Origin of the sequence: Ensifer sp. Root278 (assembly GCF_001429285.1) — a bacterium.
In the GTDB taxonomy this organism is placed as follows: Bacteria; Pseudomonadota; Alphaproteobacteria; order Rhizobiales; family Rhizobiaceae; genus Ensifer.
In genome coordinates, this window is record NZ_LMJJ01000023.1 from 114957 (window position 1) to 127321 (window position 12365).

Annotated in this window: 9 protein-coding genes; 2 read left to right on the forward strand and 7 right to left on the reverse strand. The window is 62.9% G+C overall.

What is annotated here, in order from left to right; genetic code table 11:
* Positions 1–5: 5 nt before the first annotated feature.
* Both ASE60_RS17030 and ASE60_RS17035 read left to right on the forward strand, forming a co-directional pair.
* Positions 6–788, forward strand: coding sequence for a hypothetical protein (locus ASE60_RS17030; protein WP_057251732.1), 783 nt, complete (start codon positions 6–8; stop codon positions 786–788).
* Entirely contained in the window at positions 785–1663 is an 879-nt protein-coding gene (locus ASE60_RS17035; protein ID WP_057251733.1) for an SDR family NAD(P)-dependent oxidoreductase, read from the forward strand. The genes ASE60_RS17030 and ASE60_RS17035 overlap by 4 nt, the downstream gene beginning before the upstream one ends.
* 134 nt (positions 1664–1797) lie before the next feature.
* On the opposite strand, the gene ASE60_RS33890 is transcribed toward ASE60_RS17035, so the two are convergent.
* The 7 genes from ASE60_RS33890 to ASE60_RS17070 all read right to left on the reverse strand — a co-directional run bounded on the left by ASE60_RS33890 (position 1798) and on the right by ASE60_RS17070 (position 12364).
* Positions 1798–2418 (reverse strand): DUF930 domain-containing protein, encoded by a 621-nt coding sequence (locus tag ASE60_RS33890; RefSeq protein WP_082615904.1) that lies wholly within the window; start codon positions 2416–2418, stop codon positions 1798–1800.
* Between the two features lie 172 nt (positions 2419–2590).
* Positions 2591–5443 (reverse strand): DNA translocase FtsK, encoded by a 2853-nt coding sequence (locus ASE60_RS17045; RefSeq protein WP_057251734.1) that lies wholly within the window; start codon positions 5441–5443, stop codon positions 2591–2593.
* A gap of 342 nt (positions 5444–5785) precedes the next feature.
* Positions 5786–6862 (reverse strand): plasmid partitioning protein RepB, encoded by a 1077-nt coding sequence (gene repB / locus ASE60_RS17050; protein WP_057251735.1) that lies wholly within the window; start codon positions 6860–6862, stop codon positions 5786–5788.
* A gap of 4 nt (positions 6863–6866) precedes the next feature.
* A complete protein-coding gene (repA, locus tag ASE60_RS17055) occupies positions 6867–8120 on the reverse strand; it encodes a plasmid partitioning protein RepA (RefSeq protein ID WP_113133081.1) in 1254 nt (417 codons plus the stop codon).
* Positions 8121–8376: 256 nt separating this feature from the next.
* Positions 8377–9816: a M20 family metallopeptidase gene (locus tag ASE60_RS17060; protein ID WP_057251737.1), complete on the reverse strand. Its 1440-nt coding sequence runs from the start codon at positions 9814–9816 to the stop codon at positions 8377–8379.
* A gap of 114 nt (positions 9817–9930) precedes the next feature.
* The gene (locus ASE60_RS17065) at positions 9931–11475 is read right to left on the reverse strand and encodes an ABC transporter substrate-binding protein (RefSeq protein WP_057251738.1); all 1545 of its coding nucleotides are present in this window, start codon (positions 11473–11475) and stop codon (positions 9931–9933) included.
* A 31-nt stretch (positions 11476–11506) separates the two neighbouring features.
* Positions 11507–12364: a serine hydrolase gene (locus tag ASE60_RS17070; RefSeq protein ID WP_057251739.1), complete on the reverse strand. Its 858-nt coding sequence runs from the start codon at positions 12362–12364 to the stop codon at positions 11507–11509.
* Between the last annotated feature and the right edge of the window lies 1 nt (position 12365).

The following is a 12365-nucleotide window of genomic DNA, read 5'->3' on the forward strand; positions in this document are numbered from 1 at the left end:
GCACGATGCGAGGCCGACCGGTCAAGCTTTCTGCGGCACGACGCCTTGTCGGGGATCTGATGCGATTTTCGATCGCCGTGCCGCGGGTCACGGTACAGCGACAGATGAATATCAGTGGATTGCAGGAAGCCAGGACGAGCCAGACGGAACGCCCCTCCTGGACAGTGCTGTTCCTCAAGGGGTACGGGCTACTTTCCAAGGAGACACCGGAGCTCCGCCGGGCCTATGTCAAGCTGCCAAGATCGCAACTCTATGAGTACCCGGGAAGCGTCGCGTCCGTGGCGCACGAGCGCGAACACGAAGGTGAACGGGTTGTGCTTCTCAGTACGATCAAGACACCCGAGCAGCGGTCGATCCCCGAGTTGAGCGCCCTGCTTCAGGAGGCTCGATCCCGTCCCGTTCTTGAGATCAGGGAATTCCGGCGTGCGCTGAAAATTGCGCGCTTGCCCGCGCCGCTGCGGAGGTTGTTGATGTGGCTCGGCCTCAACATGGGACGTCAGCGGGGCCACCGATTCGGGACTTTCCAGTTGTCGGTCTATTCCGGCCTGGGTGCCGAGTCGCTCAATCCGCTGACGCCGCTCACGACGATCTTCAACTATGGCCCGATCGGCGAAGACGGATCGGTCACCGTACGCATTCACTACGACCACCGCGTCATGGACGGCGCCAATGTCGCGCGCGCATTGGCTCGTTTCGAGGAAATACTGAACGGGGAGATCGCTGACGAGGTGGCTAGCCTTTCCGCTGCTCAAATCCTGCCAAGCACGGCGCCGGAACCGTCAGCATGATATCGGATCAAAAACCACGACTCGCAATTGTTGTAGTCGGAGCGTCACGAGGCATAGGCAGAGCCATTGCCGAGCTTGCCGCGCGAGATGGTGCACCTGTCGTATTGGTCGCACGATCACTTGGGGGGCTGCACGCCGTGGAATCCTCCATCAAGCAGGCGGGCGGCGAGGCATTCTCCCTACCAGTCGATCTCACCGCCGACGATGCGAAGACGATTCTCGAAGAGTTCCTCGCGCGGGAAAGCCTTCTCTGCGACGTCCTCGTCAACAGCGCCGGCTATGGCCTGCGTGGCGCGGCAACCGCTTTGCCGATTGCCGACCAGGTTGGAATGATCGACGTCAATATCCGTGCCCTCGCTGACCTGACATTGCACCTGTTGCCGGGCATGGTCGAGCGAGGCCGTGGCGGCGTTATCAACCTCGCCTCTGTGGCCAGCTTCACCCCCGGCCCGTACATGGCCATGTATTACGCGAGCAAGGCGTTCGTGCGTTCCTTTTCCGAGTCGTTGTACCAGGAGACGCGGAAGACGGGTGTAACGGTGACCTGCGTCGCGCCGGGGCCGGTGTCGACCGAATTCCTTGAAAAATCAGGCGCCAACAGGGCTGCATTGTTCAAGGTTTTGCCGAAAGCCACTCCGGAATACGTGGCGAACTGCGCTTGGCGCGGCTTCAAAGCCCGCCGACGGCTAGTCATTCCCGGCATGTCTGCCAGATTGGCGATCCTGATTTCAGGGATCCTCCCCTCCGCGGCGCTATTGCCGCTGATTGGCCGCCTGCAACTGCGCGGCAACGACCCTTGCCCTTGCGGATCCGGCAAGATGCTCAAGCACTGCTGCCGCGCAGGTCACCCAAAAGGCGGGACAGCCTCGGCTTGATCCGCCCCGCAGCCAGCTTCCCGTGGGATAGGGCCAAAGCACGCACCAAGCGGTCGGACGTCGACCACTGCCGCGATCAGCGGGCTTTGGTGCCAGCGGAGAGGAAGTGCCCCTCCCATTCACTCTCAGGAATCTCATCGCCCATCTGAAATTCGAACGCGACGACGCTTGATATCCGGGGCAGCTTCGCAGTCGAACTTAATGTTGTACCAGCGGTCGTTGCTGCAAAATGCAGCACCATCGGCGCGGAGGTTCGTACCTACCAATCGGATATCCGCCATAGCGTAGGCAACGAGAAAATCCGGTTTGAAATCAACTCGCCAGCGATGAACCTGCTCCATAGCCTCGAGATTGCAAATCTGGACAATGCGTTCATCCGCCGCGAGCTGGGAGAGCCCCTTCAGCGCCTGCTTGCTGCGCGGGTCGGCGAGAATTGCCGCCGAAAAGAACCGCTTGGCTTGAATTGCCGGCTGCACGTCCGGCAATGTCGCCGCCGGTACGGCCCGTTCGGGCGCGGCTTCTTGCGCAACTGCCTCACCGACGTGAGAAGCACCGGACCTGGGCTTGGTTGTTTCCGCAGCAACCGTCGGCAGTTTCACTATTTCAACGGCGACGCTTTCCTCCGGGAAAGGAATTGGGGCCTCAGGTTCAGGAACGAAGCAGAGTGCCAGGATGACGATGGCATGAAGGACAATGGCGAGCGCAAGACTGCACCAAATCGTTGCGCCATGACGGCGCTGCCCTGCTGCGTGCATGGATCACATCATCCAATTGGTGACGCCCAAAATACGGTAGAAGGCCCCGTGCCGCGGGGAAGTTATCACCGAAATCTGCATAAGAAAGCCGCCGCCAACAACTTGTCGACGGCGGCGCTGGTTTTAATGCGATAGTGTCGAAGTAGTCCGCCGGCACACCAACCGACCGAAATCAATCCATATCGTCGTTGTCGGGTGCGCTCATATGATCGCGGTTGCCGTAGATGATCTCGCGCTTGCCGACATGGTTCGCCGGTCCGACGAGGCCTTCCTTCTCCATGCGTTCGACCAGCGAAGCGGCGCGGTTGTAACCGACGCCAAGGCGGCGCTGGATGTAGGAGGTCGAGCACTTCTTGTCGCGCAGGACCACCTTGACCGCCTGGTCGTAGAGTTCGTTACCGTCCTCGGACGCAAGCGCGCTCTTGTCGAAAACCGGCGTTTCTTCCTCGGGCTCTTCTTCCTCCTCGTCGGCCGTGACGGTCTCGAGGTATTCCGGGCGTCCCTGGGTCTTCAGATGCGCGACCACGTGTTCGACTTCCAGATCGGAGACGAAGGGACCGTGTACACGGGCGATGCGCCCGCCGCCCTGCATGTGCAACATGTCGCCCTGGCCGAGCAGCTGTTCGGCGCCCTGTTCACCGAGGATCGTGCGGCTGTCGATTTTCGAGGTGACCTGGAACGAGATGCGGGTCGGGAAGTTGGCCTTGATCGTGCCGGTGATGACGTCGACCGAGGGACGCTGTGTCGCCATGATCAGGTGGATACCGGCGGCACGCGCCATCTGCGCAAGCCGCTGGATCGCACCTTCGATCTCCTTGCCGGCGACCATCATCAGGTCGGCCATCTCGTCGACGATGACGACGATATATGGCATCGGCGCCAGGTCCATTTCCTGCTGTTCGAACAGCGGCTCGCCGGTGCCCTTCTCAAAGCCGGCCTGGACGGTGCACATCACCGGCTCGCCCTTTTCGCGGGCGGCGGCTGCACGCTGGTTGTAGCCGTCGATGTTGCGGACACCGAGCCGCGACATCTTGCGGTACCGGTCCTCCATCTCACGCACGGCCCATTTCAGCGCCATCACCGCCTTCTTCGGGTCGGTGACGACGGGCGTCAGCAGGTGCGGGATGCCGTCGTAGACGGAGAGTTCGAGCATCTTCGGATCGACCATGATTAGGCGGCACTCTTCCGGCTTCAACCGGTAGAGCAGCGACAGGATCATCGTGTTGATCGCGACCGACTTGCCCGAGCCGGTGGTGCCGGCGACGAGCAGATGCGGCATCTTCGCCAGTTCAGCAATCACCGGCTCGCCACCGATCGTCTTGCCGAGGCAAAGCGCCAGCTTGTAGCCAGTTTTGCGGAAATCGACGGATTCGATCAGCTCGCGGAAATAGACGGTCTCGCGGGTCGCGTTCGGCAGTTCGATGCCGATGACGTTGCGGCCGGGAACAACGGCGACGCGGGCTGAAAGTGCCGACATGGAGCGGGCGATATCGTCTGCGAGGTTGATGACACGGGACGATTTCACGCCCGGCGCCGGTTCGAATTCATAGAGGGTTACGACCGGACCGGGGCGGACGTGAATGATCTCGCCCTTGACACCGAAATCTTCCAGCACGCTTTCCAGCAGGCCGGCATTCTGTTCGAGCTGCTCCTGCGTCATGAAGAAGCCCTGACCTTGGGGCGCCTCCTGCAGGAGCTCCTCGGACGGAAACTCGTAGGCATCGCCGGCAAATGTGCGTTCAACCACCCCGATCGCCGGCATTGTGTTCGGCGCGCGGGTGACCTGTGCCGGCATGGTGATCGCGGCTTTCGACGCGACGGGTGCCGGTTCGCTTTCGACGCGTTCTGCGGCAATTTCAGCTGGGGCGACGGACACGGGTTCCGCGGCAACGGCGACCGGCGCAACGTCGGCAACGACCTCGGCAGCGGCGGCAAGCGATTGCGGTGCCGGAATCTCTTCTGGCTTTGCGCCACGCACATCGACGACGCGGAACAGCGAGGTGATCCCGGTCGGCGGCATGCGGCGGATTTCAACCGGACGAACGGGTGCCGGCGGCGCGACGGCAACGGGCGTGACGACCGGGACCATTGGCAAAGGAGCAGGCGTCTCGACAAAAGGCTTCGGGTGGGCGATTTCTTCGCCGGCTGCCTCGGTGTCTTCGGCCGGACCGAATTCGAAGAAGGCAAAATCGGAGAGGAAACTCGATTGTGCCGCGCCGCGATCGGCGGCAGCCGTTTCTGGAGCGGTCACGGACTGCGCCTCCACGACAGGCTCGGAAACGGCGATCGGCGCCGTGAGAACCGGCACAAGCGCCACGCCGTCATCAGCCGAAGCCTCGACGCGATCGAGCATTGGCGGCTCGATCGTGTTCTGCGCCGCGGTCCAGGTCGGTAGCTGGTTGGTCAGCATGCGCAAAAGTTCGGACGGGCTGTAGGATGGCAGGGTCACTTCAGACTGCGGCGCGTCGTCTACCGCAGCATCCATGGGTGTCTCGTCAGCCAAGACCGGTACGGCAGGCACTACGGCGTCGGCGGAAACCGGCGCAGGCTCCATCGTCGCTTCGACGGTTGCCCCGTCTGTTTCGACGAGCACCGGCGCCTCCTCGGAGGCCACTTCGCTTTCGTCCATCTGCGGCGCGCGCCGCTTCATGAACTCGCGCTCGGGCGTGCGGGTGAACCGCACATTCGGTGCCAGGAAGAAATGGCTCTCCCAGGTGGAGTCACCGTAGTGGCCGGCGATCTCTGAGAGGGTCGGCAGCGGCTCGCTGGTCGTCGCCGTCACCTGTGCAGGCGCATAGGCAGAGCCCTGCCCATAGAGCCGCGTCGCGCGGCTCATGGTTTCGGTCTGCTGGTTGGCCGGCTTGCGGGGCGCTGCGGGCGCCTCGTACAACTGATAGGGGTCGGCGGTCGCCGCCTCATGGGTGGGCATACCGCTCAACGCATCATCCTGCGGACCATCGAAATAATCCGCCTGGTTTGCATCATGCAAAGCAGCCTGTGAGAAGTTTGTCCTGGGAATACGCATGGGTCCTGGAAGAGCTAGAGACATCGCCGAGGGGCCTTCTAAGCGATAGGAAATGAAGGTTAACAAGTCCCTTCCAACGCCCCGTTTCGTCCCGAAACCAGGGGTAACCAACCTCGTCGATCACGGACTGAAGCACGCGCAACCCCCGGCATGCCAATGGCCACCGCGGCGTTCCGTCGCCATTTGCCACAACGTGAAAATATTTCTTGGACAGGCGCGCTATCGACGCCTGGAAAGGGGTGTCTGTGGTGACCTGCTACCGGTACCACCGAGAAAACGAATCGGGCCTGCGTGAGGGCGTCACGCAGGCCCGATTGGAAACTTGAGAGAGGCTGGTGTCGGTCAGCCTTCGCGGCCCGATGCAAACGCCGCGTGATGCTTGGCAAGCAGCTCGGCCACCTCGTCGATGAAGGCGGGATCGACATCGGCGGCAAACTCGATGCGGGCGTTCTTGCCGTCGCGCTTGAGCTTGGCAAAGGCCCGTCCGCCGGCGTCAACCAGCGTTTCAGGCTTCACCGTTTCCACCTTCGGCTTGCGCGATAGCCGGGTGAACAGGATCTGGAACCGGTGGTCGCTTTCGGCTTCGAGGAAGCGCCGTGAGCGGCACTCCTCCTGCGCGGTCTGGACCGCGGCCTCGTCTTCAAGCAGGGCGCCAAACGCCATCCAGCGCTCACGGCCGACCTTCGGCGCCGGGCCGATGGCGCGGGCGATAACCGGCGGCACGCCTTCAGCAACCTGGATCAAACGCGACAGCTCGCTCTTCTGCACGGCGAGCGCCTCGCCGATCACCTTGCGGTCGAAGCCGCGGTCGGCAAGCGCGGAGGCAAACATCGCCCGCTCGATAAAGGAGAGGTTGCGCCTTTCAGCGTTTTCCTTGCCCTGGGCGAGCACCAGCTCATCGTCGGTCAGCGGCCGGACGATCGCCTTGACCTTGATGCCGAGGCTACGCACGGCGTTGAGGCGCCGGTGGCCATAGGCCGTCTGGTAGCGGCCGTGCTTCTCCGGATGCGGACGCACCAGGATCGGCGACTGCTGGCCGCTGTCGCGGATGCTGTCGGCAAGCGCCAGGAAATCCGGGTCGTCGGTTTCGCCATCCGTCAGGCGGTCGCCGACGAAGGAGGCATCGACCAGGTCCGGATCGAGCTCGACGACACGCTCGCCCTGCGTCAGGGCTTCGCGCAGCGCGCGCGCCTCTTCCGCCTCACGGGTGATGCTGCCGAGAGAAAGGCCCATGGCCTTGATCGCGCCGGAAGCGGCGCGGGGAACTTCGGCAAGCGGTGCCTTGGCGGCCATGGGCTGGGCGGGCTGGGCGCTCGCCGCAGTGGCAGGCTGCGTTTCATCAGCCGGCGCGGCCGGACCTGCCGGCTGGACATTGCCGGAGAAGAGGGCGCGCAGTTCGTTCTTGCGATTGCCAGCCATTCGATCAGCGCCCCCATGCCGCATGAATGAGTGCTTCGATCTCGCCGTTGACCGAGTTCAGCGATTCGACCGCACGGTCGTAGGTGGCGCGCGTAAAATTCTCGCGCCCGACCTCGTAAAGCGTCTGCTTCGTCAGGCCGGCGTCCGAGACCGCCGTCGATTTCACCATGGCCGAGGTCAGCACCCGCTCGCCAAACAGCGAGCGCATGAAGCCGACGATCTGTGCCTGCGGCCCGTCGTTCGGCTCGAAGCGGGTGACGAGATAGCGCAGGAAGTCGAAATTCAGCTCGCCACCGGCCTCGCGCACGACGCTTAAGAGATCCGACGTCATGTAGAGAAACTGGTTCATCGAGGCGACGTCGAGCATCTGCGGATGCACCGTGACGATGACGGAGGTCGAAGCGCAAAGGGCCGAGAGTGTCAGATAACCGAGCTGCGGCGGGCAATCGATGATGACGACATCATAGTCATCGGCGACGCTGGCGAGCGCTGTCTGCACGCGGGCAAAGAACAGCGGGCCGGCATCGCTGCCATTGTGGCGGGCGCTCAGCGCCTGCGGCGTCGTATGCTCGAACTCCTGAAGCTCGAGATTGCCGGGCACAAGATCGAGACCGTCGAAATAGGTCTTGCGGATGATGTCCTTCAGCGGCCGCGCTTCGGCGTCGTAGCGGATCGCGCCATAGAGCGTGTCGTTGCCCGTGAGGTCGAGCTCCGGCTGATAGCCGAAGAGGGCGGAAAGCGAGGCCTGCGGGTCGAGGTCGACGGCCAGTACGCGATGGCCTGTCATGGCGAGATATTGCGCGATGTGCACCGACGAGGTCGTCTTGCCGGAGCCGCCCTTGAAGTTGGTGACAGAGATCACCTGCAGGTGCTCGCCTGCTCCCCGGTCACGCCACTTGAGGTAGCTACGCGCCTTGACGGCATTGCCCTTGGCCAGCGCCTGTTCGGCGAGATGACGGCGAAGCGCGTTGATGTCGGAGAGCGAATAGGACCGGCGACCGCCGAGCCCCGTATCCGGCTGTGGGCCCTCGCCGGCAAGCGAAAGCTGGCGCAGATAGCCGTCGGAGACACCGATCAGCTTGGCCGCCTCGCCCGAGGTGAAGCTGCGAAGCGTCTTCATCGCCGTCGGCGGGAAGAGCCGCTCGCGCATGGCCTTCAACTGGTCGGAAAGCGCGCGCGCATCGGCCGCGATCGCTTCGTCGGCCGGACGGCGAGCCTGGGAGTGATCCGCGTCCTGCCTTGCCTGGGTTGCCGTCATCGTCATTTCGCCCTACTCCTTGCATGCATCGCGGCACAACGCTGCGGCGATGCACTAACAGAGATTTAATCCAAATACGGCCAATCAGCACTTATTCGAAAAACTCCGTAACAGAGATGCCGAAGCTTCTGATTCGCGTCAAGACTTCGACCGCGATCGGCGGCAATGGCGAGCGACACGCTGGGGGTGCCAATCTCGCAAAAGAAAACACCCGCGACGGCGGCGCGGGCGTTCGATAAAACCGTCAAATCAGCAATCAGAGCTTGGGGCCGATGTGATCCGGGATCGGGCACTGATAGGGTTTATCCTCTGTTTTTTCGCGCCACTCCGCCTTTGCGCGCGCCAGCAGATCGGCATCGAGGATCAGATCGAGACCCGTTGCCGCCAATGATTTCGCCGCATGGGCGAAAGCCTTGTGCGCGGCCGGGCTCTTGCCCTGCGCCACCACCTGCCAGGTGTGCGGCGCCGTGCCGATTGCCCAGGCGGGTGCCCAGCATTGCGCGGTCGGGGTGATCCAGCTCACATCGCCGACATCGGTCGAGCCGGCGCGGAAATGCGACTGCCCCTCGAAATCGCGAAGGCCGAGATGCAAGCCGGTCGAACCGTCGAGACGGCTGCTGGCGAAGACGTCGCCCTTGATCTGGTAGAGCCGGATGCTGCTCGATATCGCCTCCGGCGTCAGCGTCTTCTGGATGTCCTTGGCAAAGGCGATGTCGGCCTCGTCGAAAGGCATCGGGCCGAGCGCCACCATGTTCTGATGGATTGCCGTCTCCAGTGCGATGTTGGGCAGAAGGTTCGTCGCCGCCCGATCGAAGACGATCTCGACCTCGGTCTCGGTCATCATCGCCGCGCCCTTGGCGATCTTGTCGATCCGCGCAGCCAGCGCCAGTGCTTCCGGCATCTGCGGCGCCCGCACCAGATAGAGCGCCTCGGCACGCGCCTGGACGACGTTTGCCGCCTTGCCGCCCGCATCGGTGATCGCATAGTGCACACGGCAATCCTGCGGCATGTGCTCGCGCAGGAAGTTGACGCCGACATTCATCAGTTCCAGCGCATCGAGCGCACTGCGGCCGAGATGGGCGCCGTTGGACGCATGCGCCGCCACACCCTTGAAGCGGTAATAGATTTCGAGCACGGCGAGATTGTTGGTCGAGCGAACGCCGTTGAAGGGTGCGGGATGCCAGGTCAGCGCCGTATCGACATCGGCGAAGACGCCGGCGCGCGCCATGAAGGTCTTGCCGGAACCGCCCTCCTCGCCGGGGCAACCATAATAGCGCACCGTGCCCGGCAGCCCGTTGTCCTTCAGGTAGCGGGCAAGCGCGACGGCAGCGAGCAACGAGCCGGTACCGAGCAGATTGTGGCCGCAACCGTGGCCGGTAGCGCCTTCGACCTCTGCCCGTGCTTCGGCGACGCCGGCCACCTGGCTCAAGCCCGCCAGCGCATCGAACTCACCAAGGAAGGCGATCACCGGACCGCCCGCGCCCGCCTCACCGACAAAGGCCGTATCGATCTCGGCCAGCCCGCGCGACACGCGAAATCCGTACTTCTCCAGCATCGCGATCTGGGTCGCAGCCGACCTTTCCTCGTGAAAGCTCAGTTCCGCATGTTCCCAGATCGCGTCGCTCATCGCGGCGAATTCGGGCTTCAGCGCCTCGACGGTTTCGACAAGGGCGGTCAGTGCGGATGATTTTGGCATGAATCTTCCTTTTGCAACGGCGCGGTGCGCGGTCGCATCAGTATTGCTATCGGTGGATTGAAGATGGCGGCAGAGCGGCCGCCATCTCTTTGGTCAGATCAGGCCAGCGCCGGATCAGTCATCAAGCGTCACTTCCCATAGACGGGTATTGGACTGCCAGACGGGCTGGCCGTGCAGTTTCTTGGTGGCGCCCCAGATGTCGACCATGTCGTACATGAAGATGCCGGGGACCTCGTCGAGCATCAACTGGTGGAACTCGTCGAAGATCGCCTGACGCTTGGCCTGGTCGGCCTCGATGTAAGCCGCCTTCATCAGTTCGACCGCTTTCGGATTGTCCCACATCAGCGAGGCGTTCTTGTCCTTGTTGCCGACATAGAAGCCGTACATCAGCGCGGGATCGAGGCGCGGCGAGACCGACTGCGAGATCACCTGGTAATTGCCGGAGCGGCGGCGATCGACCTGGGTGGCGTAGTCAAGCACCTCGATCTGCACGTTGAGACCGACCTGCTGCATCATCGCCTGGGCGACGACGGCCGCCGGGAAGCTCGGCACGTTGCCGCGCTTGTTGGCGATGATGGTGATCTGCTCGCCCTTGTAGCCGGCATCGGCGAGGTTCTTCTTCGCCTTTTCCAAGTCCATCGGAATCTTCTTCTTCTGGACGTCGGAATAGAAGACCGAGTCGGCCGAGACCATTGACGAATTGGCCTCACCGGTCCCGTTGGAAACGGCGGCGACGAGCTGATCGAGGTCGAGCGCCTCGGCCATGGCGCGGCGGACCGCCACGTTACTCAGCACCTTGTCGCGGGTCTGGAAGTAGAGCAGGTTCTTGCCGTTGTTGCGCTTGACGATGAGTTGCATCGTGTCGCTGCCCTTGAACTCGGCGATGAGATCGGCCGAGACCTCGGCGGTATCCAGCGCGCCCGAAAGCAGACCGGTCTTCACCGTCGAAGCGTCCGGGATCACCATGAACTTGATGCCGTCGACGAGCGGCCGCTTCGAGCCGACCATGCCATCGGGCTTGCCGTCATTGTCGGGCGAGACATAGTCGGCGTTCTTCTCGAGCCGGACATATTCGCCCTTCTTCCACTCGGCCCATTTGAACGGACCGGTGCCGATAGGCGCGACGAAGGCGCCGTCAGCGCCGACGGAATCCTTGGAGACAATGCCGGTGTAGCCGCATTCCGGGCGCGCCATCAGGCCGAGGAAGACCGCGGACGGTTTCTCGATGCTCATGGTGACGGTGGAAGCATCGGCTGCGGCAACGTTCGTCACCTTGATCGACTTGCCGCCGTCGAAATCGCCGGCACAGGTCCACTTGGTCTCCGGCTTCATGTAGCGGGTCCAGTTCCAGACCACATCTTCCGCGGTTAGCGCCTTGCCGTTGTGGAACTTCACGTCGTCGCGCAGCTTGAACGTATAAGTCAGACCATCGGCGGAAACCTCGACGCTCTTGGCGAGCAGCGGCTTCACTTCGCCGTTCTCGGCATAGCCGACGAGACCTTCGACGATGTGGAAGATCACCGAGTCGGTATTGCCGTCACGGTTGACGCCGGGCTCGTTGCTGCGGATGTCGGAGCTTTGCGCCACCGTCAGGTCGCGCGCGTGGCCGAGCGCGATCGCGCTCATCAGCATGGTGCCGGCAAGAAGTATGGTTTTCATGGGTTCCTCTCTCTTGTTGTTGGTTGTCGGTTCAAAAGGCGCGCCAGCAGGCCTGCGACAGCTTGCCGATCGTTTCGAGCGCGATGGTGTAGCCGGGCGTTCCGTCCGGCATCAGCATCGGCACGCCGTCGGTAAAGGCAGCGATGGCGTAGAGCGGCTTGCCATCGCGATAGACGACGCCGGCATCCATTCGGCCGCGTTTTCCCCGACCGCCCTTGCAGGCGGCCACCACCTGGAAGGGAAGCCGCGAACGGATGCCGTAGCGCAGCACCTGGTTCTTGAGCGTCTGCACGGCAAAACTGGCGAGCTCGAGGGAGATACCGAGCTTGGCTGCTGCTACGGCATCGTGCTCAGCCGCCAGGATCAGTTCAAACAACATCACCTGGTCGGCCGCCGTCGTGGTTGTAACGTCGGCAAGCGAATGATCGGGCTTCAGCGCCAGCGGCGGAATGAGGAAACGGTGGTGCGTGCCCACCATGCCGAGCGCCTTGCAATAGCGATCGACCTCTTCGAGCGTCAGCCGTTCGAACACCATCTTCGTGCAGACATTGTCGCTCAGCACCATCATGCCGACGATTGCGTCGCGCAGCGAAATGACGATGCCCGGCGTCAGGTAGCGGAACATGCCGCTCGCCACTTCTTGGGCGAGGCGTGCTTCGAAGGTGATGCGCTCATCAAGATCCAGGCGCCCCTCCGATACCGCCTTCAGCGCCGCCATCATGATCGAGGTCTTGCGGGTGCTGGCGGACGGCGTTTCATCACGCTCACCACGACCGATCGTTTCGCCGGTTTGCAGATTGCGCACGAGGAAGCGCGTAACAAAGGGCTGGGCATCGGCGATGGCGTTGAGTTCGGCCGTGATCGCGCCGGTCTTGAATTCGTTGCTCATC